23 protein-coding genes are annotated in these 25,118 nt (G+C 71.3%); 16 read left to right on the top strand and 7 right to left on the bottom strand.

Going from position 1 to position 25,118, the window contains the following annotated elements:
- Nucleotides 1-20 precede the first annotated feature (20 nt).
- The 5 genes from ACQPZW_RS28350 to ACQPZW_RS28330 form a co-directional block, all read right to left on the bottom strand.
- The gene (locus ACQPZW_RS28350; RefSeq protein WP_433789073.1) at nucleotides 21-440 is read right to left on the bottom strand and encodes an MmcQ/YjbR family DNA-binding protein; all 420 of its coding nucleotides are present in this window, start codon (nucleotides 438-440) and stop codon (nucleotides 21-23) included.
- A gap of 609 nt (nucleotides 441-1,049) precedes the next feature.
- Nucleotides 1,050-1,469 carry a hypothetical protein gene (locus ACQPZW_RS28345; protein WP_433789072.1) on the bottom strand — a complete coding sequence of 140 codons (420 nt, stop codon included), beginning with the start codon at nucleotides 1,467-1,469 and terminating at the stop codon, nucleotides 1,050-1,052.
- A 158-nt stretch (nucleotides 1,470-1,627) separates the two neighbouring features.
- Nucleotides 1,628-2,581 carry an MmpS family transport accessory protein gene (locus tag ACQPZW_RS28340; protein WP_433789071.1) on the bottom strand — a complete coding sequence of 318 codons (954 nt, stop codon included), beginning with the start codon at nucleotides 2,579-2,581 and terminating at the stop codon, nucleotides 1,628-1,630.
- 64 nt (nucleotides 2,582-2,645) lie between these two features.
- A complete protein-coding gene (locus ACQPZW_RS28335; protein WP_433789070.1) occupies nucleotides 2,646-3,242 on the bottom strand; it encodes a YdeI/OmpD-associated family protein in 597 nt (198 codons plus the stop codon).
- A gap of 39 nt (nucleotides 3,243-3,281) precedes the next feature.
- Complete coding sequence (locus ACQPZW_RS28330; RefSeq protein ID WP_433789069.1) at nucleotides 3,282-3,812, bottom strand: MarR family winged helix-turn-helix transcriptional regulator; 531 nt, start codon at nucleotides 3,810-3,812, stop codon at nucleotides 3,282-3,284.
- Between the two features lie 48 nt (nucleotides 3,813-3,860).
- Here ACQPZW_RS28330 and ACQPZW_RS28325 point away from each other — a divergent pair, with 48 nt between their 5' ends.
- The 3 genes from ACQPZW_RS28325 (at nucleotide 3,861) to ACQPZW_RS28315 (ending at nucleotide 6,615) form a co-directional block, all read left to right on the top strand.
- On the top strand, nucleotides 3,861-4,523 hold the full coding sequence (locus ACQPZW_RS28325; RefSeq protein ID WP_433789068.1) for an NAD(P)-dependent oxidoreductase: 663 nt from the start codon (nucleotides 3,861-3,863) through the stop codon (nucleotides 4,521-4,523).
- A 145-nt stretch (nucleotides 4,524-4,668) separates the two neighbouring features.
- Nucleotides 4,669-6,195, top strand: coding sequence for an FG-GAP repeat domain-containing protein (locus ACQPZW_RS28320; RefSeq protein ID WP_433789067.1), 1,527 nt, complete (start codon nucleotides 4,669-4,671; stop codon nucleotides 6,193-6,195).
- 261 nt (nucleotides 6,196-6,456) lie between these two features.
- On the top strand, nucleotides 6,457-6,615 hold the full coding sequence (locus ACQPZW_RS28315) for a hypothetical protein (protein ID WP_433789066.1): 159 nt from the start codon (nucleotides 6,457-6,459) through the stop codon (nucleotides 6,613-6,615).
- A 32-nt stretch (nucleotides 6,616-6,647) separates the two neighbouring features.
- Here the strand turns inward: ACQPZW_RS28315 and ACQPZW_RS28310 are convergent, their stop codons facing one another.
- Nucleotides 6,648-7,538, bottom strand: a complete 891-nt coding sequence (locus tag ACQPZW_RS28310; protein ID WP_433789065.1) for an oxidoreductase — start codon at nucleotides 7,536-7,538, stop codon at nucleotides 6,648-6,650.
- A 132-nt stretch (nucleotides 7,539-7,670) separates the two neighbouring features.
- Here ACQPZW_RS28310 and ACQPZW_RS28305 point away from each other — a divergent pair, with 132 nt between their 5' ends.
- The 4 genes from ACQPZW_RS28305 to ACQPZW_RS28290 all read left to right on the top strand — a co-directional run bounded on the left by ACQPZW_RS28305 (nucleotide 7,671) and on the right by ACQPZW_RS28290 (nucleotide 10,763).
- Entirely contained in the window at nucleotides 7,671-8,537 is an 867-nt protein-coding gene (locus ACQPZW_RS28305; RefSeq protein WP_433789064.1) for a helix-turn-helix domain-containing protein, read from the top strand.
- A 129-nt stretch (nucleotides 8,538-8,666) separates the two neighbouring features.
- Nucleotides 8,667-9,032: a hypothetical protein gene (locus ACQPZW_RS28300; protein WP_433789063.1), complete on the top strand. Its 366-nt coding sequence runs from the start codon at nucleotides 8,667-8,669 to the stop codon at nucleotides 9,030-9,032.
- 23 nt (nucleotides 9,033-9,055) lie between these two features.
- Nucleotides 9,056-9,874, top strand: a complete 819-nt coding sequence (locus ACQPZW_RS28295; protein ID WP_433789062.1) for an alpha/beta hydrolase — start codon at nucleotides 9,056-9,058, stop codon at nucleotides 9,872-9,874.
- Between the two features lie 220 nt (nucleotides 9,875-10,094).
- On the top strand, nucleotides 10,095-10,763 hold the full coding sequence (locus ACQPZW_RS28290) for a hypothetical protein (RefSeq protein ID WP_433789061.1): 669 nt from the start codon (nucleotides 10,095-10,097) through the stop codon (nucleotides 10,761-10,763).
- Between the two features lie 71 nt (nucleotides 10,764-10,834).
- Here the strand turns inward: ACQPZW_RS28290 and ACQPZW_RS28285 are convergent, their stop codons facing one another.
- The gene (locus tag ACQPZW_RS28285; RefSeq protein WP_433789060.1) at nucleotides 10,835-12,397 is read right to left on the bottom strand and encodes a pectate lyase family protein; all 1,563 of its coding nucleotides are present in this window, start codon (nucleotides 12,395-12,397) and stop codon (nucleotides 10,835-10,837) included.
- Between the two features lie 183 nt (nucleotides 12,398-12,580).
- On the opposite strand from ACQPZW_RS28285, the gene ACQPZW_RS28280 reads away from it, so the two are divergent.
- The 9 genes from ACQPZW_RS28280 to ACQPZW_RS28240 all read left to right on the top strand — a co-directional run bounded on the left by ACQPZW_RS28280 (nucleotide 12,581) and on the right by ACQPZW_RS28240 (nucleotide 25,108).
- Nucleotides 12,581-13,360 (top strand): hypothetical protein, encoded by a 780-nt coding sequence (locus ACQPZW_RS28280; protein ID WP_433789059.1) that lies wholly within the window; start codon nucleotides 12,581-12,583, stop codon nucleotides 13,358-13,360.
- A gap of 421 nt (nucleotides 13,361-13,781) precedes the next feature.
- Nucleotides 13,782-15,299 (top strand): Re/Si-specific NAD(P)(+) transhydrogenase subunit alpha, encoded by a 1,518-nt coding sequence (locus ACQPZW_RS28275; protein ID WP_433789058.1) that lies wholly within the window; start codon nucleotides 13,782-13,784, stop codon nucleotides 15,297-15,299.
- A gap of 2 nt (nucleotides 15,300-15,301) precedes the next feature.
- Entirely contained in the window at nucleotides 15,302-16,738 is a 1,437-nt protein-coding gene (gene pntB, locus ACQPZW_RS28270) for a Re/Si-specific NAD(P)(+) transhydrogenase subunit beta (protein ID WP_433789057.1), read from the top strand.
- Between the two features lie 160 nt (nucleotides 16,739-16,898).
- Nucleotides 16,899-17,339, top strand: coding sequence for a formate dehydrogenase subunit gamma (locus ACQPZW_RS28265; protein WP_433789056.1), 441 nt, complete (start codon nucleotides 16,899-16,901; stop codon nucleotides 17,337-17,339).
- Complete coding sequence (locus tag ACQPZW_RS28260; protein WP_433789055.1) at nucleotides 17,339-18,898, top strand: formate dehydrogenase beta subunit; 1,560 nt, start codon at nucleotides 17,339-17,341, stop codon at nucleotides 18,896-18,898. Before ACQPZW_RS28265 ends, ACQPZW_RS28260 begins: the two co-directional genes overlap by 1 nt.
- Nucleotides 18,895-21,666, top strand: a complete 2,772-nt coding sequence (gene fdhF / locus ACQPZW_RS28255; protein ID WP_433789054.1) for a formate dehydrogenase subunit alpha — start codon at nucleotides 18,895-18,897, stop codon at nucleotides 21,664-21,666. The genes ACQPZW_RS28260 and fdhF overlap by 4 nt, the downstream gene beginning before the upstream one ends.
- A 3-nt stretch (nucleotides 21,667-21,669) precedes the next feature.
- Nucleotides 21,670-22,716 carry a formate dehydrogenase subunit delta gene (locus ACQPZW_RS28250; protein WP_433789053.1) on the top strand — a complete coding sequence of 349 codons (1,047 nt, stop codon included), beginning with the start codon at nucleotides 21,670-21,672 and terminating at the stop codon, nucleotides 22,714-22,716.
- Nucleotides 22,713-23,597 carry a 2-hydroxy-3-oxopropionate reductase gene (locus ACQPZW_RS28245; RefSeq protein WP_433789052.1) on the top strand — a complete coding sequence of 295 codons (885 nt, stop codon included), beginning with the start codon at nucleotides 22,713-22,715 and terminating at the stop codon, nucleotides 23,595-23,597. Before ACQPZW_RS28250 ends, ACQPZW_RS28245 begins: the two co-directional genes overlap by 4 nt.
- 342 nt (nucleotides 23,598-23,939) lie before the next feature.
- Nucleotides 23,940-25,108 (top strand): IS3 family transposase gene (locus ACQPZW_RS28240; RefSeq protein ID WP_433788784.1). Its coding sequence is split into 2 segments (ribosomal slippage): nucleotides 23,940-24,224 and nucleotides 24,227-25,108, totalling 1,167 coding nucleotides; the frame shifts between segments, so codons are not numbered across the junction.
- Nucleotides 25,109-25,118 lie beyond the last annotated feature (10 nt).

Raw genomic sequence — 25,118 nt, 5'->3', positions numbered from 1 at the left:
ATTCAGCCGACCGGCGTGGGTCACTCGGGCGGGCGGGGCGGCCCGACTCGGGCGGCGAGGAACCTCGGCGCCATCTCGCGGTAGCTTTCGGTGATCAGCTCGGCGATCTCGACCCAGTCCGTGTGGTCGCCGAGGACGACCCCGACGACGTTGGCACCCCAGTCGGCGCGGAAGAACGGGAAACCGGCGGCGCTCAGGCCGAGCAGGTCGTCGGCGGGCGCCCGGAACGTCATCACCGTCGGCGGTTCGCCGCCCGCCGCGTGCCGGGCATACGCCGGATAGCGTTGCAGATCAGGCATGTAGACGTGCGCGATCGTCCTCGCCCGGACCCGCCAGCGCACCCCGATCCATGCGGGCTCCTCATACGCCTCCGGCAGCCGCCCACAGATCGACCGCAGCCGCTCCAGCATCTCCGCGGGCACGTCTCCAGGACCGGACATGGGCCGACAGTACGCCCCTCGGACCCCGTGCCCATGCCCTGGCGACCCGCATGATCGCCCTTGCGGCCCCTGCGGCCAGGTGTCCCGGCGCCATGGGCGTGGTCACTCTCCCGGCGAGCCACCGGCGTGGCCGTACTCGACCACCGGCCGGTCCCGCGCCGACGATGCGGACGGCAGGTCGCGGCAACCCTGTACTCCCGGCGGTCGAAGCGGTGCGGCGCCGTCGATTTTCGCCGGGTACGGTCGTCGCGCCCCCGCCGCGCGCAAGAGGCGGCGACGAGGCTGACCGGCTATGCGAGGCCCCGCTTCGCAGCGGGCAAGAGACAGGTGATGGACCGGGCCTGGAGCCGGCTCTGATCGACGACGCCCGCGTGTTCGTGGCGAAATCGTTGACCGTTGGGCGGCTCTCGCGCTCAGGGACTTTCGTGTTGGGCGGCTCTCGGCGTTGAGTGGCTCTCGGTGTTGGGCGGCTCTCGTGTTGGGCGGCTCTCGGTGTTGGGCGGCTCTCGGTGTTGGGGCCGCTCTCGGCGTTGGACGGCTCTCGCGTGGGCGGCTCTCGCGTTGAGCGGCACTCGCGTTGAGTGCTTTCGGGTTCAAGGGCTCCCGCGTTCAGCGGCAGAGCAGGAGCAGTTTGAACGCCGCCCCGCACGCGACGACCACGGTGGCCATGACGGCCGCCAGCCCGCGGGCGATGATCAGCAGGGCGCCGCGTCCGTTCCAGGTGACCGGCGTCAGCTGTTCCACGATGACCGCGGATATCCAGCTGATCAGTAGCAGCGGATAGAGGAGATCCCAGATCGGGTCGTCGAATGCGGTGCCATTGCCGTTGCCGCCGTAGTTGGAGCATCCGCGGATGCCGGTGGCCGGCTGCAGCGCGACCGTCAGGATCGTCAGCAGCGCCCCGCCGGCCAGGAACGCCCGGAAACCGGCCAGCCGGGCGCGGGGCCGGGACAGTCCGGCCCGCTCGCCCTCGAAGAAGAAGATCGTCGGCTCCCCGTGTTGTGGTGTCGGAGCCGTCGATCCAAGCACGCCCGATCAAGTCCCGCCGCGCGTTCGGGTCCCGGTGCACCGGCATCGGGTCGGGGCCGTCGAACTCAGCCGCTGCACTCGGTTCAGCCGCTGCACTCGGTTCAGCCGCTGCACTCGGGCTCAGGCGCTGCACTTGGGTTCAGCCGCTGCACTCGGGCTCAGCCGCTGCACTGCGGTGCGCCGTACCGGCCTTCCGTCGTGGTGGTCGACAGCACCTTGCCGCCGACGGTGATGGTGCATGTCACCGGGCCGGCGTCACCGCCGCCCAGGCGCTGCGCGGTGAGCACCAGCGGCTGCCTGCCCGAACCGGCCGGGAAGGTGGTCCGCCACGGCAGGGCGATGCCGTTGCGGCGGATGATCTGCCCGTCCTGATCGGTGTAGGCCACGCTGCCGGTGTTGCCCGATCCGCTGGCCGTCACCTCGTAGACGACTGCCGGACCGTCGGCGGGCCCCGGCGCGGCGCCGCCGACGGCCGTCGCGTCGCCGGAGGGCCGGTCCACAGGGGCGGGCGCGCGTTCGCCAGTGGTCGTGGCGGCGGTGGACGGGCGCGGGGCCGGCGACGCGCCGTTGGAGGGCGAGCGTGTGTCCGCCGACGCGCCGGTGGAGGACGGCCGCGCGGACGGGCCGGTGCCGAGTGCGCCGTCGCCGTCGTCGCTGAACCGGTCGACGGCCCACAGCGCGGCGATGAACACGGCGCACACGGTGAGAACGACGAGGAGTAGCCGTCGCGGGCGGCGCTTGCGTACGCCGGCCGTGTCGTGGAACGCGGTGATGGCGGGCGTCGCCCCGAACTCCCTCAACGTCGCCGGGTCCGCGACGACCGAGGTGGGCGCCTCGGTCATCCACGGATCGGCGGGCGGGCTCAGACGGACCGGATCGGGCTCGTGGCCGGTCGTGGCCGGGGTGTGGGCCGGCCCGGAGGCCGCGGTGTCGCCCGGCCCGGAGGCCGGGGTACGAGGCGGTCCGAAGGCCGCGGTGTTGCCCGGCCCGGAGGCCGCGGTGTGGGCGGGTCCGGAGGCCGCGGTGTGGGCGGGTCCGGAGGCCGCGGTGTGGGCCGGCCCGGAGGCCGCAATGTCGTGCTGTGTGGAACCGTCGTCATCGAGACTGGTCACAGCGCCGAGGTTACGGCCGCCGCACAACGCCCGCGCGGCTGCCCTTCGCGGGCGGGCGTCGTGGTCACGCGGGCCGGGCCTTCTGCGGGTAGAACGTCTCCTGACGGGCCAGCATCGCCACGAACTCGCCGATCTTGCGGTCTCGTGTCTCGGCCCGTTTCACGGCGTTGAGCCGGTGGATCAGCGCGAACCGGTTCGTCTTGGTGAGCACGTCGAACATGGCCTGCGCGGCCGGGTCGGCGGCGATCGCGGCCTGCAGGTCGGCCGGCACCTGCGCCTCGGACGGCGGGGCGTACGCGGCGGCCCACCGCCCGTCGGCGCGCGCCGCCTCCACCGCGGCGCGTCCGGCGGGCTGCATGCGGCCGGCCGTCTCCAGGCGGGCGACGTTCTCCACGTTGCGCTGCGACCAGGAGCTGCGGGTGCGGCGCGGGGTGAACCGGATCCACGAGGAGGCCTCGTCACGTTTGCGGGCCTGCCCGTCGATCCAGCCGAAACACAGCGCCTCGTCGACGGCCTGTTGCCAGGTCAGTGTGGTGACGGCGCCGCCCTTCCTGGTCAGGGCCAGCCACACTCCCGCCGACGAGTCGTGATTGGCCAGCAGCCAGGCGCGTAGTGCGTCCGCGTCCGGAACGACGAGTTCGTCGAGCTCAGCGTTACCCATACGGGCAGGCTAGTGGTCGAGGGCGAAGACCTTCGAGGCCTATCGGTGCTTCGGCGCGGGTCCGGGGGTGTCGGTCCGGTGTGCCGCGGCAAGGCGCAGGCCCGGGTGGGCGCCGGGCGGATTGCCGCTGTGCTCGGCGAGTCTGCGCAGCGTGGCCAGCAGGTCGGCGCGCTCGCCGGGGCTGAGCGCGGCGAGGAGCTCGTCCTCGTGCCGGTCGGCGACGCCGCGGGCGCGGGGGAGCAGCTCGCGGGCTGCCGCGGTCAGGTGCAGTGCGTGGGCGCGGCGGTCGGTGGGGTGTCGTCGCCGCTCGACCAGGCCCCGCTGTTCCAGGTCGTCGATGAGGCCGACCATCACTTTGCGGTGCACGCCGACCGCGTCGGCGAGTTGCTGCTGGGTGCTGCCCTCGTCGCGGTCCAGATGCATCAGCAGTCCGAAGTGGTTCGGTGCGATGCCGAGCGGCTCCAGCCGGGCGGCGAACGTCTGTGCCACGTGGAAGCCGAGCTGGGAGAGCAGGAAGTTGGCCCGGTCGGCCAGCGGCCGGTTCGTGCCTGGTGCGAGTTCGTCGGACACCCCCATACTGTACGACCCAGTAATTGTCGTCTACGGTAACAATTACTGATGCTCCCTATTCTGGAGGAGACGATGAGACTCACCGTTCTCGGCGCGACCGGCGGCATCGGCGGCCACGTCGTTCGTCAGGCCCTCGACCGCGGGTTCGCCGTCACCGCCGTCGTCCGCGACCCGGCCCGCCTGCGCGTGACCCACCCCGCCCTGGAGACGGTCACGGTGCCGGACCTCGCCGCGACCGCCGCGCTCGGCCCGGCCCTGCGTGGCAGCGACGCGGTGCTGTCGGGGATCGGCCCTCGTGGCCGCCACGACGGCCCGGTCGCCTCGACCGCCACCGCCCACCTGCTGACCGCGATGCGCACGGCGGGCGTCCGCCGTCTCGTCGCCGTCAGTGCCGCGCCGGTCGGGCCGGTCCCCGACGGCGACACCTTCGTCAACCGCCGTGTCCTGACGCCCCTCGTCAGCGCCGTCTTGAAGCAGGTGTATGCCGACCTGCGCGAGATGGAGCAGGCGCTGGCCGACAGCGACGCCGAGTGGACGGTCGTGCGCCCGCCGAAGCTGGTGAACAAGCCGTTGACCGGCCGCTACCGCATCGTCGTCGGCGGCAACGTCGCGCGCGGCACCACCATCGGGCGCGCCGACGTCGCCCACGCCATGCTCGCCGCCCTCGACGACCCCGCCACGATCCGGCGACCGTTCGGCATCGCCTACTGACCGGCATCGCCTACTGACCGGATGCGGCCGCCGAGCCTATCGGGACGGCAATCGGACAACGGCTACGGGAGTACGCCTTTCGGGTGAAGGACGATGTATGGCAGATTGATGCGGCAGAGCAGTGAGGACGGGGGTCCGGTAAGACATGACGGCGGAACAGACACGCTCCACCACCCGGCGGCTTTTGTCGGCGATGACGGTCGCGGCCGCGGCGTTCTTCGCGCCGCTACCGGCCTTCGCGGGCGCCCCGGTGACAGCCGCGCCCGGCGCGCAGGCACCGTGCCTCCCGGGTGCCGTGTCCGCGGCCGACCGCGCGATCGCCGACGAGCTGCGGCCCGCGATGAACGGTCCCCGGCTGGGCCCGGCGCTGACCGGCCGCAACATCGCCTGCGCGAGAGCGATCATCACGACCGTCCGAGCCCGAGGGCTCGACCCGCGCGCGGCGGTCATCGCCCTCACCACCGCGATCGCCGAGAGCACCCTCAACAACCACATGGTCGCCCTCGACCACGACAGCCTGGGGCTGTTCCAGCAGCGGCCCTCGCAGGGCTGGGGCCGGCCCGACCAGGTGGTGGACCCGGTCTACGCGACCAACGCGTTCCTCACCTCGATGCTGCGCAAACACCCCGGCGACAGCTGGCGCAGCGGCGACATCGGGGCGATCTGCCAGCGGGTGCAGCGGTCGGCGTTCCCCGGGGCGTATGCGCCCGAGGCGCACGACGCGCAACTCATCGTGGAGCGGCTGTGGGCCCGCCCGGCGGACCCGGTCGTCCCGTCCGTGCCGGGCACGCCCGAGCCGACCCCGTCGGCGACTCCCACCGGCCCGTTCCAGCAGGCGCTCACCGTGGCCGGGACCCAGCTGGGCCCGATCGACGGGCGCAACGACCTGGCCCTGGCGGACTGGAACGAGGACGGCCGGCCCGACCTCGTCGTGGTCAAGGGCACGAAGACCGTCACCGGCAAGACCGAGATCCGGATCATGGACGGGGCCACCGGCTTCTCGTCGCTGCTGCTGGACCGGGCGACCGCGCTCGGGCCGACCGACGAGCGCCACGCCTACGCGATCACCGACTGGAACGCCGACCGGCGGCCCGACCTGATGGTGGTGCAGCGGTCCGGCACGGCCAGCGGCCACACCGAGGTCACCGTCCTCGACGGTGCGTCGGCCTTCCGGCGGCAACTGCTGCACACGACGACCGCGCTCGCCGCCACCGACGACACCCACCGGTTCGCGGCCGCCGACTGGAACGGCGACGGGCGCCCCGATCTCGTGGTCACCCAGGTGTCCGGGGCCGCCGGCGGCAAGATGGCGGTCCAGGTCCTCGACGGCGCCGCCGACCTCCGGCGCAGCCTGACACCGGTCACCACACTGCCGGAGCCGGCGAGCACCGAGCACCGGGTGCTCGTGGCCGACGTCGACAGCGACCGTCACCCCGACGTGGTGGTGGTGCAGGAGTCGCAGACCGCCGACGGAAAGAGCCGGGTGCGGGCGTACGACGGCGCCAAGGGTCTCCAGAGCCTCGTCGTCGACGCCGACACCGCACCGGGCGCCACCGGGCATCTCGACATGCTGGTCACCGACTGGAACGGCGACAAGCGCGCCGACCTGATGATGGTCCAGAAGACCGGCGCCGCGAGCGGCCGTACCGAACTGGTCGTCCTCGGCGGGTGACGAGCCTGCGGATCCGGGCTCTGACGTGTGCCTCGGCGACTGCTGAGCCCGGGCGGCGGGCATCGTCGTCCCGCCGTCGCGGTCCCGATCCGCGCTGAGCGTGATCAGCGCGGATGGTCGCGGAGGTAGGGCGCTTCGCCGATCCGGTGCGCCCGGACACCGCGCGGGTGGCCGAGCACACCGGATCCGGCATACCGGCACCTGTTTGACGGTTTTCGGGGGCGGGTACGCCGCGAGCAGTCAATCGTCCGGAGGAAGCACATGCGCGCCCTGATCTACACCCTCGGCATCGTCGCACTCGTACTCATCGTTCTCGGTCTCGTCCTCAAGGCCGTGAAATGGCTCCTGATCATCGGGCTGATCGCGCTCGTCGCCTCCATCGCCATGGGCGTCGTCAAGGGTCGCCGCGCTCTGCGTTGAGCCGGCCGGCGCTGGTGGCGCGGAGGCCGGCCTCAGCGGAAGGTGACGCCGGTCAGGGACTCGGCAGCCGACCAGAGGCGCCGGCCGACGGCCGGATCGGCGGCCTCCCGGCTCATGCGGGCCTCGGTGACCGGGCCCCGGGTCTCCCACAGCCGGCCCGGGCCGAAGAACTGGCCGCCGCGCACGCCGGTGGCGGTCGCCGCCCGCAGTTGCGGCTGCGTGCCGCGCTCCACCGACTGGGTGGCGAGCAGCCCGAGTCGCGCGATCACCCGGCCGGCCCGGCCGCGGTGCTCCCACGCCCGTGGCGTCAGGTTGGTACGGGTCAGGCCGGGATGGGCGAGCACGGACAGCACGGGCGAGCCGGCCGCTCGCAGGCGACGGTCCAGTTCGACGCCGAAGACGGTGGTGGCCAGCTTGGAGCGGCCGTAGGCGTCGGCCGCCCGGTAGCCGCGCTCCAGCATGAGGTCGTCGAAGTCGAGGTGCGCGGACTTGTGGGTGATCGAGCTCAGGCTCACCACGCGGGCAGCCGGGGCCGCGGCCAGGTTGGCGAGCAGCAGACCGGTCAGGGCGAAGTGGCCCAGCATGTTGGTGCCCAGGTGCAGCTCGAACCCGTCGGCGGTGGTGCGGCGGGGGCCGAGCAGCACCACGCCGGCGTTGTTGACCAGCAGATCGATCACGGGATGGTCGGCGGCCAGGGCGGCGGCGAACGTGCGTACCGCATCGAGGTCGGCCAGATCCAGCCTGCGGACCTCGACCCGCCCGCCGAGGCGCCGGGCCACCGCCTCGCCCGCGGCCGTGTCGCGGACCGCCAGCACGACATGGGCGCCGCGGCGGGCCAGCTCGGTCGCGGTGACCAGGCCCAGGCCCGAGTTCGCGCCGGTCACGACGGCGATCCGGCCACGCTGGTCGGGAATGCTCTCCATCTGCTGCTGCTCCTTCGGTCGATGCGGTTGGGGGACGACGCTAGGGCCGCAGCGGGCGGCGTCGGTCGTTCCCGGCTGCCTAGGTCTGCGCGACCTACCTTCGACACGGGCCGCCGCCGCACACTTGACGGCATGACCCATCCGTACGCCCGTGAGCTCGGCGATTTCCTGCGGGCCCGCCGCAACCGGCTGCATCCGCGCGACGTCGGCCTGGAGCCGGGCGGCCGTCGCAAGGTCACCGGGCTGCGCCGCGAGGAACTGGCTCTGCTGGCCGGTCTGAGCACCGACTACTACCAGCGGATGGAGCAGGGGCGGGAGGTACGCCCGTCCGACGACGTCCTGGACGCGCTGGCCGCAGCGCTCGGGCTCGACGACGACGAACGCCGGCACCTGTTCACCCTGGCCCGGGCCGCCCGCCGGCCGGCGCCCACCCGCACCGACCGCGCGCTGGAACAGGTCCCGGACAGCACCCGGCGTCTGCTGCGGGTGATGGACACTCCGGCCGTGGTGCTCGGCCGGCACCTCGACCTGCTCGACTGGAACCCGATGGCCGAGGCCCTGCTCGGTGACCCGGACGGCCACCCGCCGGAGCGGCTCAACATGCTGCTGCTGATGTTCGACGACACCCGTACCGGCGAGCGCACCTGTCCCGACTGGGAGCGGCAGGCGCTCGACTACATCGGCATGATGCGTGCCGCCGTCGCGACCGACCCCACCCATCCGCGGGCCACCGCGATCGTCGGCGAGTTGAGCATCCGCAGCGCCGAGTTCCGTCGGCTGTGGGCCCGCCACGATGTGCGCGCGCAGGTCAGTGGCAGCAAGACGTTCCGGGTGGCGGAGGTCGGCGACATCGTCCTGGACTGGGACTCCTACCCGCTGCCCGGCGCTCCGGGCCCGGTGATGCTGGTCTGGACGGCCGAGCCGGGCAGCTCCGACGCCGACCGCCTACGGCTGCTGGCGTCCCTGCACGCGTCGCGGACTCCTCGACCGGCTGGTTGATCGGGCGACCCCCGTCACCAGCGTCCCGAGTCGACTCGTGTCGGGTGACGGGCGCGTCGACCGGGACGTCATGGCGCATGGAGGTCGGCGGCGGCGTCCTCTTCACCGCGTCCACTATCCTCGGTCGCCATGAGCGGTCGACATCCCGAAGACGCGCGTCGCGACGCCGACGCCCCTGACCGCCACGAGTTGCTGCGCCGTTGGTGGCGCCTGCCGGCCGAGAGCCGTCGTGAGGTCCGCCGGCTCAGCCGCCGAGGCCAGCGCCACCCCGACCCGCAGGTCGCCTGGGTGGCGTGGCAGTGGGCGCAGACCGTGCTGCCGGTCGGAGCACCCGAGCCCGGCCGGTGGCGCAACGCCGTCAGTGCCGCCTTCTTCTGGCTGCAGATCGTGGGCGACCTGATCGCCGCCGCCGACCCGGTCGACGCCCCGGAGCCGCGCTGGCTGGACCGGCGACGTGCGCGGCGTATCCTCCGGCTGGGGCCGCCCGTCAGCTGAGCGTGCGGGTGCAGACTGGGAGGATGAGGCTGGTGGCTCGTATCGCTCTGGCCGTACTCCTGATCCTGATCCTGATCGTGCTCACGGCTTGGGCCGCCCAGCGGAAGCTGATCTACTTCCCGGACCGGTCGGTGCCGCCGCTCGCGGCCGACGCGCGTGAGATCACGCTGCGCACCGCCGACGCGACGGCCCTGACCGCCTGGGAGTTCGCGCCGCCGCCCGGCAGCCCCGACCGGGGCGTGTCCGTGCTGGTCCTGCCCGGCAACGCGGGCAGCCGCGCGGGGCGGACCCCGCTGGCCCAGGCCCTGACCTCGCTCGGGCTGACCGTGCTCCTGCTGGACTATCGGGGTTTCGGCGGCAACCCCGGCAGCCCCTCGGAGGCGGGTCTCGCCCTCGACGCCGACGCCGCACGTGCCCACCTGGCCGGGAGCGGCCGGCCGATCGTGTACTACGGCGAGAGCCTCGGCGCCGCCGTCGCCACCGCCCTGGCCGTGCGGCACCCGCCCGCCGGCCTGCTGCTGCGATCGCCTTTCATCGATCTGCCGGCCGCCGGGCGCACCCACTATCCGTTGCTGCCGACCGGCCTGCTGCTGCGCGACCGATTCCCGGTACGGTCACTGATCTCGCAGGTCGACGCCCCGACGGCGATCGTGTACGGCACGGGCGACCAGGTCGTCCCGCCGGAGCAGAGCCGGGCCGTGGCCGACGCCGCGGCCAACCTGACGCACCTGGCCGTGGTCGACGGCGCCGACCACAACGACCGGGTCCTGCTGGACGGCCGTCAACTGATCGCCGCCGTGCAGGCCCTCCTGTCGGAGGGAACTGTCACACGTCCTGGTTAGGATCGACCGACAGTTCTAGCAATGGAGCGTCGATGACATACCCGCCGCCGCCCGGCGAGCCGCTGCCGCCGCCCGTCGACCCGTATGAGTCGTCGCAGTACCAGCAGCCCCACTACGCCCCGCCCCAGTTCGCCGCGCCCCCGTCTCCTCAGCCGCAATACCCCAGCCCCAGTACGCCCCGCCGCAATACACCCAGCCCGACTTCGGATATCACGGCCATGTGCAGCAGCCCACCTACGCGATGGCGCCGCCGCCACCCTCGCCGCCGGGGCGCTCCCGGACGGTGGCGATCACTCTGGTCTCGGTCGCGATCGGGCTGGTCCTGCTCGTCGGCGGCGGGACCGTCTTCTACCTGCTGGGGGAGAAGGTGTCCGGCGGCGGGACCACGACGGGCACGAGTCCCAGCCCCAGCGCCTCGCCGACGGCCGCCGCGGCCGAGATCAGCATCAGCGAGCCGACGACGCTGAACGGCTATCCCAAGATCGAGGCCGACGACTTCGCCTCGCTCACCAAGGACCTGGAGAAGGAGCTGAAGGGCTTTCCGGGCGCGGCGAACGCGTTCGGCGCCGTCTACGGTGACGTCGACGACAAGAAGCTGATCGCCGCACTGGCGGCCGAGGTCGACATCAGCGATCCACAGCAGATGCTCGACACGATGTTCCAGTCGTTCAGCGGCGAGAGCCAGCTCACCGGGGTCACGGCCGCCGGCCTCGGTTCGCTCGGCGGTGTCGCCCAGTGCGGCAACACGGTCGCCGGGGAGTATGAGATGGCGCTCTGCGGCTGGGCCGACGAGGGCAGCGTCGGCATGTTCCTGTTCTTCGACGAGACCGCGGTCGACGTGAAGGGCGACTTCCCGGACATGCGAGCCGCGATCGAGTCCAAGGACTGAGCGGCGGGTGTGGCCCCGCCCGGGCCGGTGGCGACGGCCGGCCCGGGCGGGGTTGGAGAGGTGGTGCTGGTTCAGGAGGCGTAGGTCTCGAACTCCGCGATCTTCGGGGTGCCCGACGAGCTGGTGATCCGGAAGGTGAGCTTCGTGGTCGAGGTGGCCGCGAAGGACTTCACGCCGCCGCCGGTTCCGGAGGCCAGGACCGCGCCGGTGGCGCCGTTGAGGATCTGGACGTTGCCGATCGACGAGCCGGACGCCTCGCGGATGTTGACCTTCGAGACGGTCACGGCCGAGCCCCACTTGATCGAGATGTCGCCGGTCGCGCCGCTCGGTGACCAGATGGTGGTTAGGCTGCCGTCCTTGACGTTGCCGTAGCTGGTGCCGCTCGCCTTGCTGGAACCGTCCGCGCCGGCGCCCGAGGCGAGGCTGAGGTTGGTGCCGGTCGGCTGGCTCGCGCTGGGGCTCGGCGACGTCGGGGTGCTGGGCGAGGTCGACGGGCTGGACGGCGGGTTCGACGTCGGTCCGGTGGTGACCGAGCAGCTGCCGGTCGAGACGGCCAGGCCCTTGCCGGCGCCCGCGGTCGCGGCGACCACCGACGGCACGCAGGACGCGGCGTCCAGGGTGAACGAGTACGGGATGCTGACCGTCGTGGTCGAGGTCAGGTTCGGCCCGGCCGGTTTGTTGTCCGTACCGGCGGCGGACCAGGTCACGTTGTCGAGGATGTTGCCGGACACCTGCCAGTAGCCGGCCGCGTCGGTGTAGAACGTGCCGAGCACGTCCTTGGAGTCCTCGAAGTAGTTGTTGTCGACGCGTGCCTTGGCGCCGGCGCGGGAGTTGATGCCCGACTCGTTGAGGCTGACGTAGTGGTTGTTGTAAATGTGCGCGACACCGCCACGCAGCAGCGGCGTCCGCGAGTCGATGTTCTGGTACTTGTTGTGGTGGAACGTGATGTTGCTGTTGCCGGTGTCGCTCTCGCTGGAGCCGATCAGCCCGCCGCGGCCGGAGTTGCGCAGGATGCTGTAGGACAACGTCACGTATTCCACGTCGTCCTTCATGTCGAACAGCCCGTCGAAGCCTTCCGACTCGCCGCCCGAGGCCTCGAGGGTGACGTGGTCGACCCAGATGTTGCGGACCGTGCTCTCCATGCCGATCGCGTCGCCGCCGTTGGAGGTCGGCGAGCCGGACTTCTTGACGTTCTTGACCGTCACGTTCTGGATGATGATGTTGCTGGAGTCGCGGATGTGGATGCCCAGCTGGTCGAAGGTGGCCCCGGCCCCGACCCCGATGATGGTGACGTTGCTGATCTGCTTGAGCTCGATCACGCCGGCGGCCGTGTTGCAGCTGTCGCCGGACACCTTGGTGGTGTTGCCGTGGTTGATCGTGCCCTCGACCTGGATGATGATCGGGGTGTTGCTGGCCGCGCGGGTGCAGAGCGCGTTGTGGATCTGGGTGCCGGTGGTGGCCTTGACCGTGGCGCCGCCCGCGCCGCCGGTGGTGCCGCCGTTCTGCGTGGCGTAACCGGTGACGCCGCCGGTGGCGGCCGATGCCTCGTGCTGGGGCAGGCCCAGGCTGATGGCGCCGGCCAGTCCGGCGACGCCGGCCACAGCGGACAGTCGCAGTGCGATGGATCGTCTCATTGTCGATTCACCTGTTTTCTCAGCGCGCCGTCGGGATGCGCGCATGGGGGATGGCACGGTGGCCGGTAAAGGGGATGACCACCGCTAGGTGCAGGAAAGCGCTTTCCTCCTGCCTGATTACGCAGAATAGAGCGACCCCCGTGAATGAGGCAAGCACCGGAGCGGGCGCTAGGGTCCCGGACCATGATCCGCAAGATCCTCTTCGCTCTGACGGTCGCGGCGCTCGGTGCCGCGGCGGGCGCCTGGCTGGGCTGGCGCCCGCCGGCCGGCCTGCCGTCCGACGAGCGGGCGCGGGCGCTGATCGCGGCCGCGACACCCGATCCGTCGGCGGCGTTCGTCGAGCGGTTCGACGCCGTCTTCGGATACCGATACCCCGGCGATCGACTGCTGGGCAGCGACGATTACGGGCCCGGGTTCGCGGTGGTCACGATCAACACACCACCGCAGGGGTACGCCGCACTGGTCACGCGTGCACGACGAGGCTTCGAGGCGCTGGACTGGCGAACGGCGGACAGCCCGTACGGCGACGGCGGTTTCGAGGCCCGGCACGACGACCTGAAGCTGACCGCCTACGGGGCCCACGCGTGCACCCCGGACGACGTCGAGTCCTGTGGCTCCCAGCCGGCTTCGGGCCCGTACCTCGCCCTCGCTTTCCAGATCGAACGCACCCGCCCGCCGCTCGCGTGGCCGTTCTCGGCGATCGGCTGGCTTCTCGGCCTGGCCGCCGGCGGGCTGCTCGGGCGCCGCAGCCCCGACAACCGGCTCTGGCGCTGCGGCCTGGCGCTGACACTGCCCGCGACCGCCATGGTGACCGCAGCCGCCGTGATGCCCGGCGACGACCCGGTCTGGGAGGGCTACATGTACCTGCTGCTGCGCCCGCTCGCCGCGGTCGGCGCCGTGTCGCTGCTGGTGGCGGTGGTCGCCGAGCGGCTCCGCCGTGATCGGCGTGGTGCCGCCGGCTGAGGGCCTCCGCGGTGACCGGCCGCGGCCACGGGGGCGCCGGAACGCGCTTGCACGCACGGCATGGCGTGCCGCCCATGATCGCGATGGCCTTTCGATTCGGGCCGGCCGCGCCGTGGCCGGCAGTCGCGCTGACGCTGGTCTCCGCCGTGCGAGACGGCGATGCCCCAGCCGCAGGGGGATCGGCTGGGGCATCGCGGTCCTCAGTGGCGTGACCGGAACTTCACGCTCACCATCACCTTCGGCCCGTTTACCGACGGCACGATCACCGATACGGTGCGCGATGGTGAGCGTGTGGTTGCCGTGAGACGGTGATGAGACGCCCCTGGATATTGGCGTACTGGTGAGTAACAATCACCCGGCGTATTGAACCGGCGGCCCTGGCTCGCCGTTTCCATGGTCAACATCTACCGAGGAGTCGACGGTGATCATCGGTGTACTGAGGGACCCGGATCCGGGTGAGCGTCGTGTGGCGGCCACTCCCGCCACCGTGGAGCAGTTGGCCAAACTGGGATATCAGGTAGTGGTGGAGCCCGGCGCCGGCGCCGAGGCCTCCTTCTCCGATCAGGCGTATGCCGAGGCCGGCGCCGCGATCGGCGATCCACTCACCGCCGACGTCGTGTTCACCATCAACCCACCCCTGCAACGGCTCGACAAGCTGGCCGAGGGCACCACCCTGATCGGCATGCTGAACCCGCGCCTCGCCCCGGAGCTGGTCGAGGACCTCGCCCGCCGCCCGATCACGGCGCTGTCGATGGACGCGGTGCCGCGCATCTCCCGCGCCCAGTCACTGGACGTGCTGTCCTCGATGGCCAACATCGCCGGCTACCGTGCCGTGGTCGAGGCCGCCCACGCGTTCGGCCGGTTCTTCACCGGCCAGGTCACCGCCGCCGGCAAGGTCCCCCCGGCCAAGGTGCTGGTGGCGGGCGCCGGTGTCGCGGGGCTCGCCGCGATCGGCGCCGCCGGCAGTCTGGGCGCGATCGTGCGGGCCACCGACCCGCGCCCCGAGGTCGCCGACCAGGTCCGCTCGCTGGGCGGGGAATACCTCTCGGTCGAAGCCGCCGACGTCGAGGTCTCCTCCACCGGTTACGCCAAGGAGATGTCCGACGACTACAACGACCGGGCCGCGCGCCTCTACGCCGACCAGGCCCGCGAGGTCGACATCGTCATCACCACCGCGCTCATCCCCGGCCGCCCCGCGCCGAACCTGATCACCGCCGACATGGTCGCCACCATGAGGTCCGGCAGCGTGATCGTCGACATGGCCGCGGCCAACGGCGGCAACGTCGAGGGCACCGTCCCCGGCGAGGTGGTCGTCACCGCGAACGGCGTGACCATCATCGGCTACACCGACCTGCCCGGCCGGCTGCCCGCGCAGGCCAGCCAGCTCTACGGCACCAACCTGGTCAACCTGATGAAGCTGCTCACCCCCGGCAAGGACGGGCAGCTGGTCCTCGACTTCGACGACGTGGTCCAGCGCTCGATGACGGTGGTCCGCGACGGCGAGCTGACCTGGCCACCGCCGCCCGTCTCGGTCTCGGCCGCCCCGGCAGCGGTGGCCGAGAAGCCGGTCGAGGTGGCGCCGAAGCCGGTGCGCAAGCCGCTGAACCCGCTGGTGGTCACCGGGGTCGCGGCCGCCGTGCTGTTCCTGCTCACGGCCGCCGCCCCGGCCGCGTTGCGCGGGCACCTCACGGTCTTCGCGCTGGCCATCGTGATCGGCTACTACGTGATCGGGCACGTGCACCACGCCCTGCACACGCCGCTCATGTCGGTCACCAACGCGATCTCCGGGATCATCGTCGTCGGCGCCCTGCTCCAGCTCGGCCACGGCGGCGCCGTCGTCACCGGCCTCAGCGTCGTGGCGATCCTGCTGGCCAGCATCAACGTCTTCGGTGGCTTCGCGGTGACCCGCCGCATGCTCGCCATGTTCTCGAGGAGCTGAGCATGTCCATCGCAACGGCGGCGAGCGCCGCGTACATCGTCGCGGCTCTGCTCTTCATCCTGGCCCTGGCCGGGCTCTCCAAGCACGAGACCGCCAGGTCCGGCAACACGTTCGGCGTGGCCGGGATGGCCCTGGCCCTGGTCGCGACGATCGGCCTGGCGGTCGACGGCGACATCGGCGCGGTCAACCTGGCGCTGCTCGTGGTGGCCGTCGTGATCGGCGCGGCGATCGGCCTGCACCGGGCCGCGAAGGTCGAGATGACCGGCATGCCGGAGCTGATCGCCCTGCTGCACAGCTTCGTCGGCCTGGCCGCGGTGCTGGTCGGCTGGAACGGCTACCTGCACGTCGAAGCCGACCCGGACGGCGCCGAGTCGGCCCTGCTGGGTGCGCAGGACATGCTGGGCATCCACAGTGCCGAGGTGTTCATCGGCGTCTTCATCGGCGCGGTCACCTTCACCGGCTCGATCGTGGCGTACCTCAAGCTCTCCGCCAAGATCAAGTCGAGCCCGCTGATGCTGCCCGGCAAGAACCTGCTCAACGTCGGCGCCCTGGCCGTCTTCGCCGGGCTCACCGCCTGGTTCGTGGTCGACCCGCAGCTGTGGCTGCTGATCGTCGTCACCGCCCTGGCCCTGGCGCTGGGCTGGCACCTGGTCGCGTCGATCGGCGGCGGCGACATGCCGGTGGTGGTGTCGATGCTCAACAGCTACTCCGGGTGGGCCGCCGCGGCTGCCGGGTTCCTGCTGGAGAACGACCTGCTCATCGTCACGGGGGCGCTCGTCGGCTCGTCGGGTGCCTACCTGTCGTACATCATGTGCAAGGCCATGAACCGGTCGTTCCTCTCGGTGATCGCCGGCGGCTTCGGCATCGAGGCCGGTCCCGCACAGGACAGGGAGTACGGCGAACACCGCGAGATCAACCCCGACGGCGTGGCCGAGCTGCTTGCCGGCGCAGACACGGTGATCATCACGCCGGGGTACGGCATGGCGGTCGCCCAGGCGCAGTACGGCGTGGCCGAGCTGACCCGTGTCCTGCGCGATCGAGGGGTGAACGTCCGCTTCGGCATCCATCCGGTCGCCGGCCGGCTGCCCGGTCACATGAACGTGCTGCTGGCCGAGGCGCGGGTGCCGTACGACATCGTCCTGGAGATGGACGAGATCAACGACGACTTCGCGGGCACGTCGGTGGTCCTGGTGATCGGCGCCAACGACACGGTCAACCCGGCGGCCATGGACGACCCGTCGAGCCCGATCGCCGGCATGCCGGTGCTGAAGGTGTGGGAGGCCGACCAGGTGATCGTCTTCAAGCGGTCGATGGCCTCGGGGTACGCCGGCGTGCAGAACCCGCTGTTCTTCCGGGAGAACAGCGCGATGCTCTTCGGCGACGCCAAGGACCGGGTGGAGGACATCCTCAACGCCGTTCGCCAGGTGGCCGGGGTCTAGCGCTCCCGGTCGTCGGAAGCCCGGTGCTGACGGCGCCGGGCTTTTTCCTGTGCTCCGATCCGGGATTGCATACGGTATTCAGACCGCAGTATGGTGGGATTCCGAGCCGATCGAGAGGCGGGATCGCGTGGTCAGTCCGGGCACGTCGCTAGCGGACCGGGTGCGAGCCCTGGTCGCGGCGCATCGCGGTGATCGTGGGGCGCTGTTGCCGATCCTGCATCGCCTTCAGGCCGAGTTCGGCTACATCGACGCCGAGGTGGTGCCGGTGCTGGCCGCCGAGCTCAACATCTCCCGCGCCGACGTGCACGGCGTGATCACCTTCTACACCGACTTCCGCTCCGAGCCGGCCGGTGCGACCGTGCTCAAGCTCTGCCGGGCCGAGGCCTGCCAGGCGGTCGGCGCGGACCGGCTGATCGCGCACGCCGAGCGGGTCCTCGGTATCAAGACGGGCCAGACCACCCCGGACGGCTCGGTCACCCTCGAGCAGGTGTTCTGCCTGGGCAACTGCGCGCTCGGCCCGGCCGGTCAGATCAACGACCGGGTGCGGGGACGGCTCAGCCCGGCCCGGCTCGACGCCCTGTTCACGGAAGTGGTGCGGTGATGGTGACGACGATCTACGTACCCCGCGATTCTGCCGCTCTGTCGCTCGGCGCCGATGAGGTCGCCGCCGAGCTGGAGCGGGCGGCGGCCGGCGCCGGGCGTCCGATCCGGATCATCCGGAACGGGTCGCACGGCATGCTCTGGCTGGAGCCGCTGGTGGAGGTCGTCACCGACCGCGGCCGGATCGGCTACGGGCCGGTCGGGCCGGAGGCCGTCGGTGACCTCGTCGCCGCCGGGCTGTTCGACGGCGCCGATCACGAGCTCTGCCACGGGGTGGTCGCCGACCTCCCGTGGCTGCGCGACCAGACCCGCCTCTGTTTCGCCCGCGTCGGCGTGACCGACCCGCTCTCACCCGGCGACTACGTCGAGCACGGCGGGCTGACCGGCCTGCGCCGCGCCCTGGAGCTGCCCCCGGCGGACGTCGTCGACCAGGTCACCGAGTCGGGCCTGCGGGGCCGCGGCGGCGCGGGCTTCCCGGCCGGCATCAAGTGGAAGACGGTGGCCGACACCTCCGACTCGCTGAAGTTCGTGTGCTGCAACGCCGACGAGGGCGACAGCGGCACCTTCGCCGACCGGATGCTGATGGAGGGCGACCCGTTCACCCTCATCGAGGGCATGACCATCGCGGCGTACGCCGTCGGCGCGACCGAGGGCTACATCTACATCCGCTCGGAGTACCCCGACGCGGTGCGCACCCTGCGCGCGGCCATCGCCGTGGCCCGTGACCAGGGCTGGCTCGGCGCGGACGTGCTCGGCTCGGGGCTGCGGTTCGACCTGTTCGTGCGGGTCGGCGCGGGCGCGTACATCTGTGGTGAGGAGACCGCGATGCTGGAGAGCCTGGAGGGCAGGCGCGGCATGGTCCGCGCGAAGCCGCCGATCCCGGCGATCACCGGGCTGTTCGGCAAGCCGACCGTGGTCAACAACGTGCTGACGCTGGCGTCGGTCCCGGCGATCCTCGCCGGCGGCGCCGCCGCCTATCAGGCGCTCGGCGTCGAGCGGTCCCGCGGCACCCAGGTGTTCCAGCTGGCCGGCAACATCGCCCGGGGCGGCATCTTCGAGACCGCTTTCGGCATGACCCTGCACGAGCTGATCAACACCTACGGCGGCGGTACGCGCAGCGGCCGGCCGATTCGTGCGGTGCAGGTCGGCGGCCCGCTGGGGGCGTATCTCCCGGCGGACGGCCTGGACCTGCCGATGCAGTACGAGGCGTTCGCCGCCGCCGGGGCGATGCTCGGGCACGGCGGCGTCGTGGTCTTCGACGACACCGTGGACATGGCGTCGATGGCGCGTTTCGCGATGGAGTTCTGCGCCGAGGAGTCCTGTGGCAAGTGCACGCCCTGCCGGGTCGGCGCGGTCCGTGGCGTGGAGGTGATCGACAAGATCGTCGCGGGCGAGGACCCGGACGGCAACCTGGCCCTGCTCGGCGATCTGTGCGAGCTGATGACCGAGGGGTCGCTGTGCGCGATGGGCGGCCTGACCCCGATGCCCGTGCGCAGCGCCCTGCTGCACTTCGCCGACGACTTCGGCCCGAGAAGCTCGACAGGAAGGAGCCACCGATGAGCCTGCTGAAGGAACCCGACCTCGGCACTCCGGCCAAGCCCGGCCCGGTGACCGTGTCGATCGAGGTGGACGGCCTGCCGGTGACCGTGCCCGACGGCACGTCGGTGATGCGGGCCGCCGCCCTGTGCGGCATCGACGTCCCGAAACTGTGCGCCACCGACAGCCTGGAGGCGTTCGGCTCGTGCCGGCTGTGCCTCGTGGAGATCGACGGCCGGCGCGGCACCCCGGCCTCCTGCACCACCCCGGTCGCCGAGGGCATGCGGGTCAGCACCCAGACGCCCAAGCTGGAGAAGCTGCGCCAGGGCGTGATGGAGCTGTACATCTCCGATCACCCGCTGGACTGCCTGACCTGCTCGGCCAACGGCGACTGCGAGCTGCAGGACATGTCCGGCACGGTCGGCCTGCGGCAGGTCCGGTACGGCTACGACGGCGCCAACCACCTCGACGAGAAGACCGACTCCAGCAACCCGTACTTCGACTTCGACGCCTCCAAGTGCATCTCCTGCTCCCGGTGCGTGCGGGCCTGCGGGGAGGTGCAGGGCACGTTCGCGCTGACCATCGAGGGGCGCGGCTTCGCGTCGAAGGTGTCGGCTGGCGGCACCGACTTCATGAGCTCGGAGTGCGTCTCCTGCGGCGCCTGTGTGCAGGCCTGCCCGACGGCGACACTGCAGGAGAAGTCGGTGATCCAGCTGGGGATGCCGAGCCGCAGCGTGATCACCACCTGCGCGTACTGCGGGGTCGGCTGCTCCTTCAAGGCCGAGCTGCGCGGCGCCGAGCTGGTCCGGATGGTGCCCTACAAGGACGGCGGCGCCAACGAGGGCCACAGTTGCGTCAAGGGCCGGTTCGCGTTCGGCTACGCCACCCACCCGGACCGGGTGCTCACGCCGATGGTCCGCGAGTCGATCACCGACGCGTGGCAGCCGGTCGACTGGGACACCGCCATCTCCTTCACCGCCGCCCGGCTGCGTGACATCCAGTCCCGGCACGGTGTCGGTGCGATCGGCGGCATCACCTCCTCACGCACCACGAACGAGGAGGTCTACGTGGTGCAGAAGATGATCCGGGCCGCGTTCGGCAACAACAACGTCGACACCTGCGCCCGGGTCTGCCACTCGCCGACCGGGTACGGCCTGAAGCAGACCTTCGGCACCTCGGCCGGCACCCAGGACTTCCGGTCGGTGGCCGAGTCCGACGTGATCATGGTGATCGGCGCCAACCCGACCGACGGGCACCCGGTGTTCGCGTCCCGGATGAAACGCCGGCTGCGCGAGGGCGCCGAACTGATCGTGATCGACCCGCGCCGCATCGACCTGGTCCGGTCGCCGCACATCGAGGCGCGGCACCACCTGCAGCTCGCGCCCGGCACCAACGTGGCGATCGTCAACGCGCTGGCCCACGTGGTGCTGACCGAGGGGCTGGCCGACCGGTCGTTCATCGACGAGCGCTGCGAGGACTTCGACGACTGGGCCGAGTTCATCGCGCTGCCGGAGAACAGCCCGGAGGCGGTCGAGGAGCTGACCGGCGTGCCGGCAGAGGAGGTACGGGCCGCGGCCCGGCTCTTCGCCACCGGCGGCAACGGCGCGATCTACTACGGACTCGGCGTCACCGAGCACAGCCAGGGCTCGACCATGGTGATGGGCATGGCGAACCTGGCGATGGCGACCGGCAACATCGGCCGCGAGGGTGTCGGCGTCAACCCGCTGCGCGGGCAGAACAACGTGCAGGGCTCCTGCGACATGGGCTCCTTCCCGCACGAGCTGCCCGGCTACCGGCACGTCTCCGACGACGTCGTCCGCGGGGTGTTCGAGAACATGTGGGGCAGCACCCTGCAGGCCGAGCCCGGACTACGGATCCCGAACATGTTCGACGCCGCCATCGAGGGCAGCTTCCGGGCGCTCTACGTGCAGGGCGAGGACATCGCGCAGTCCGACCCCAACATCAAGCACGTGCACGCCGCCCTGGCCGCGCTGGAACTGGTCGTGGTGCAGGACCTGTTCCTCAACGAGACGGCCAAGTTCGCGCACGTCTTCCTGCCCGGGACCTCCTTCCTGGAGAAGGACGGCACCTTCACCAACGCCGAGCGCCGGATCAACCGGGTCCGCCCGGTGATGGCCCCGAAGACCGGCAAGCACGAATGGCAGATCGTCGCCGAGATCGCCGAGGCCATGGGCTACCCGATGCGCTACGGCCACCCGAGCCAGATCATGGACGAGATCGCCGCACTCACCCCCACGTTCGCCGGCGTCTCCTTCGACAAGCTCGACAAGCTCGGCAGCGTGCAGTGGCCCTGCAACGACGACGCGCCCGAGGGCACGCCGATCATGCACATGGACGGCTTCGTCCGGGGCCGGGGCCGGTTCGTGCCGACGCCGTTCGTGCCGACCCGTGAGCGCAGCACCCGCAAGTACCCGCTGATCCTGACCACCGGCCGGATCCTCAGCCAGTACAACGTCGGTGCGCAGACCCGGCGGACCGCCAACGTGGCGTGGCACCCGGAGGACGTACTCGAGATCCATCCGCACGACGCCGAGGTCCGTGGCATCCGCGACGGCGACGAGGTCGTGCTGTCCAGCCGGGTCGGCGCCACGTCGCTGCGTGCGGTCCTCGCCGACCGGATGCCGGTCGGGGTCGTCTACACCACCTTCCACCACCCGGTGACCGGCGCGAACGTCGTCACCACGGAGAACTCCGACTGGGCGACCAACTGCCCGGAGTACAAGGTGACCGCCGTCCAGGTCGGTCTGAAGAGCCCGGCGATGGCGGGCTGACCGATGTCACCCCAGGTCCGGATGATCAACGACATCGCCGTCCAGTTCCGGCACCAGGCGCTCGACACGGCCGCGGCGGCCATCGCCGAGCACATCCGGGCGTTCTGGGATCCACGGATGCGCGCCGAGCTGATCCGGCGGGCCGACGCCGAACCGGAGACGCTGGACCCGCTCGCCCTGGCCGCCGTCCTGCTGCTGACGCAACCTCAGGGAGACCACGTGCCCGCACACCACCTGCGCTACGCCGTGAACTGCTCGATCCTGTTCACCGACCTGCCCCTGCTGGAGCGGCCGGCCGCGGCCCGGGCGGCCGGCTTCGACGCGGTCGAGTTCTGGTGGCCGTTCGCCGACGCGGTGCCACCCGACACGCACGTGCAGGCATTCGTCGACGCCGTCCACGACGCCGGCGTCCAGCTCGTCGGCCTCAACTTCTTCGCCGGCGACATGCCCGGCGGCGACCGCGGGGTGCTGTCCTCCCCGGCGCACTCCGCCGAGTTCCGGGACAACGTCGAACTGGTCGCCACGATCGGCGCCGCCACCGGATGCCGGAACTTCAACGCCCTGTACGGCAACCGCATCCCCTACCTCACCCGCGAGCGCCAGGACGACACGGCGGTCGCGAACCTGGCCTTCGCCGCGGGCGTGATGGCCCGGATCGGCGGAACCGTCCTGGTCGAGCCGGTGAGCGGGCCGTTTCCGTACCTGTTGCGCACCGCCGCCGACGTCCTCGCCGTGCTGGACCGGATCCGGGACGAGCGTGGTGCGCGGAACCTGGCATTGCTCGCCGACCTCTACCACCTGACCGTCAACGGCGACGACGTGGCGAAGGTCCTCGCCGATCACGCCGACCGGATCGGGCACGTGCAGATCGCCGACGCCCCCGGCCGGCACGAGCCGGGCACCGGCGACATCGACGTCGGCGGCCATCTGAGCCGGCTCGAACAGGCCGGCTACCGGGGCTGGGTCGTCCTGGAGTACGTCGCGACCCGGCCCGGCTTCGACTGGCTGCCCCGGCACCGCCGCGCCGCAACGAAGGGAACACCGGCATGACGACCGTCGGTTTCATCGGTCTCGGCATCATGGGCGGCCCGATGGCCGTCAACCTGGCCAAAGCCGGCTTCGACATGATCGGCTACGACGTCGTCCCGCCCCGCAACGGCTTCCTGACCCAGGCCGGCGGGCGGATCGCCGCGGGCATCGCGGAGGTGGTGCAGAAGGCCGACGTCGTCGTCACGATGGTCCGCGACTCGGCCGACGTCGAGGCGGCCGCCCTCGGCGAGCAGGGCATCCTGGCGCATTCCCGGCCCGGTCAGCTCTACATCGACATGAGCAGCATCTCGCCCACGACCTCCCGAGACGTCGCCGAGGCGGCGAGACCTCGGGGGGTACGCGTCCTGGACGCCCCGGTCAGCGGAGGAGAAGCCGGCGCGATCGAGGGCAGCCTGTCCATCATGGTCGGCGGCGACGCCGAGGACTTCCAGTCGGCGCTGCCGATCCTGGAGGTGCTCGGCGCGACGGTGGTCCACGTCGGCCCGCACGGCGCCGGCCAGACGGTCAAGGCGGCCAATCAGCTCATCGTGGCCGGGACGATCCAGCTGGTCGCCGAGGCGATCGTCTTCCTCGAAGCCTACGAGGTGGACACCGAGGCGGCGGTCCGGGTGCTGGCCGGCGGCCTGGCCGGCAACCGGATCCTGGACCGCAAGGCCGCCGGGATGCTGGCCCGGCAGTTCGAGCCCGGCTTCCGGATCGACCTGCACCACAAGGACATGGGCATCGTCACCGCCGCCGCCAGAGACGCCGGGGTGGTCATCCCACTCGGCGCGGCGGTCGCCCAGCTGATCGCCGCGCTCAAGGCACAGGGCGACGGCGGCCTCGACCACAGCGCCCTGCTGAAACTGGTCGAGCAACTCTCCGGCCGGTCCACGAGCTGACCGGCCGGCGGCCCGGGCCGCGTTCCGGGATCCGGGCGAGTGCCGTCGCCTCCCGGAACGCGGCCCGGCTCCGTCTCCGCCCACGCCGGCGCCCCGTCGACCGACCTGGTGGCACACTCGGCACATGCGAAGGTCGCTCGGTGATGGCTGGTTCATCCAGCTTCCGGAGGAATGGCGTGAAGACCACACGCAGAGCGTGGTGGTCGCCTGGCGAGCTCCCGGCAAGAGCCTGCGCGCCTTCCCGGGGGATGACTACCGATGCGCGACAACCCTCGGGTCTGCTGCACGCATAGGTGACATCTGAGGTGGCTTGCCGTGACGGCGGGCTGGAAGGATGTTGCTGTGCCCAAGCCCTACCCTCGTGAGTTCCGCGACGACGTCGTGCGGGTCGCCCAAGGCCGTGACCCGGGTGTGACGGTCGAGCAGATCGCCAAGGACTTCGGGGTCCATCCGATGACGCTGTTCAAGTGGCTGCGCCAGGCAGGTATCGACGAAGGCGTCAAGCCGGGCGTCAGCGTCAGCGATTCGGCCGAATTGCGCGAGGCCCGTAAACGGATCAAGCTCCTTGAGCAGGAGAACGAGGTCTTGCGCCGGGCCGCGGCGTATCTGTCGCAGGCGAACCTGCCGGGAAAAGGCTCTACCCGCTCGTGAACGAGCTGGCCGCCGATGGAATCCCCGTCGCGGTGACGTGCCGGGTGCTGAACATCGCTCGACAGCCCTACTACCGGTGGCTTTCCCGCCCGGTCACCGACGCCGACCTGGCCGAGGCGTACCGGGCGGACGCGCTGTTCGACGCTCACCGTGACGACCCGGAGTTCGGCTACCGGTTCCTGGCCGACGAAGCCCGCGCGGCCGGACAATCGATGGTGGAACGCACCGCGTGGAAGATCTGTTCTCACATGGGCTGGTGGAGTGCGTTCAGCCGCCGACGACGGCGCGGCAAGGGTGGCAAGCCGGGCCCGCCGGTACACGATGACCTCGTCAGACGTGACTTCACCGCCGACGGCCCGAACCGGTTGTGGCTGGCCGACATCACCGAACACCACACCGGTGAGGGCAAGCTCTACCTCTGCGCGATCAAGGACGTGTGGTCCAACCGGATCGTCGGCTACTCCATCGACTCACGGATGAAGTCGAGGCTGGCCGTCAACGCTCTGCACAACGCCGCCGCCCGGCGCGGCGAGGTAGCCGGGTGCGTGCTGCACACCGACCGCGGGTCGCAGTTTCGCAGCAGGAAGTTCGTCCATGCCCTGAACCAGCACTACGTGCTCGGGTCGATGGGCCGAGTCGGCGCCGCCGGCGACAACGCCGCCATGGAGTCGTTCTTCGGCCTGTTGCAGAACAACGTTCTCGATCGCCGGAGCTGGTCGAGCCGGCAGCAGTTGAGGACGGCGATCGTCACCTGGATCGAGCGGACCTACCACCGCCGTCGACGCCAACGATCGCTGTCCCGGTTGACGCCTGTCGAGTACGAAACCATCATGACCTCACCGGCCAGTCAGGCCGCGTGACTTGATCTGT

Origin of the sequence: Actinoplanes sp. CA-252034, assembly GCF_050956125.1 — a bacterium.
Lineage (GTDB): Bacteria > Actinomycetota > Actinomycetes > Mycobacteriales > Micromonosporaceae > Actinoplanes.
Note: the sequence above shows the minus strand (reverse complement) of the source record. Positions and strands in the feature narration are given on the sequence as shown.

Coding starts and splice junctions, on each gene's coding strand:
- ACQPZW_RS28350 (WP_433789073.1), bottom strand. CDS start 440: ATGTCCGGTCCTGGAGACGTGCCCGCGGAGATGCTGGAGCGGCTGCGG.
- ACQPZW_RS28335 (WP_433789070.1), bottom strand. CDS start 3,242: ATGGGTAACGCTGAGCTCGACGAACTCGTCGTTCCGGACGCGGACGCA.
- ACQPZW_RS28325 (WP_433789068.1), top strand. CDS start 3,861: ATGCTCCCTATTCTGGAGGAGACGATGAGACTCACCGTTCTCGGCGCG.
- ACQPZW_RS28320 (WP_433789067.1), top strand. CDS start 4,669: ATGACGGCGGAACAGACACGCTCCACCACCCGGCGGCTTTTGTCGGCG.
- ACQPZW_RS28315 (WP_433789066.1), top strand. CDS start 6,457: ATGCGCGCCCTGATCTACACCCTCGGCATCGTCGCACTCGTACTCATC.
- ACQPZW_RS28310 (WP_433789065.1), bottom strand. CDS start 7,538: ATGGAGAGCATTCCCGACCAGCGTGGCCGGATCGCCGTCGTGACCGGC.
- ACQPZW_RS28305 (WP_433789064.1), top strand. CDS start 7,671: ATGACCCATCCGTACGCCCGTGAGCTCGGCGATTTCCTGCGGGCCCGC.
- ACQPZW_RS28300 (WP_433789063.1), top strand. CDS start 8,667: ATGAGCGGTCGACATCCCGAAGACGCGCGTCGCGACGCCGACGCCCCT.
- ACQPZW_RS28295 (WP_433789062.1), top strand. CDS start 9,056: ATGAGGCTGGTGGCTCGTATCGCTCTGGCCGTACTCCTGATCCTGATC.
- ACQPZW_RS28285 (WP_433789060.1), bottom strand. CDS start 12,397: ATGAGACGATCCATCGCACTGCGACTGTCCGCTGTGGCCGGCGTCGCC.
- ACQPZW_RS28280 (WP_433789059.1), top strand. CDS start 12,581: ATGATCCGCAAGATCCTCTTCGCTCTGACGGTCGCGGCGCTCGGTGCC.
- pntB (WP_433789057.1), top strand. CDS start 15,302: ATGTCCATCGCAACGGCGGCGAGCGCCGCGTACATCGTCGCGGCTCTG.
- ACQPZW_RS28260 (WP_433789055.1), top strand. CDS start 17,339: ATGGTGACGACGATCTACGTACCCCGCGATTCTGCCGCTCTGTCGCTC.
- fdhF (WP_433789054.1), top strand. CDS start 18,895: ATGAGCCTGCTGAAGGAACCCGACCTCGGCACTCCGGCCAAGCCCGGC.
- ACQPZW_RS28250 (WP_433789053.1), top strand. CDS start 21,670: ATGTCACCCCAGGTCCGGATGATCAACGACATCGCCGTCCAGTTCCGG.
- ACQPZW_RS28245 (WP_433789052.1), top strand. CDS start 22,713: ATGACGACCGTCGGTTTCATCGGTCTCGGCATCATGGGCGGCCCGATG.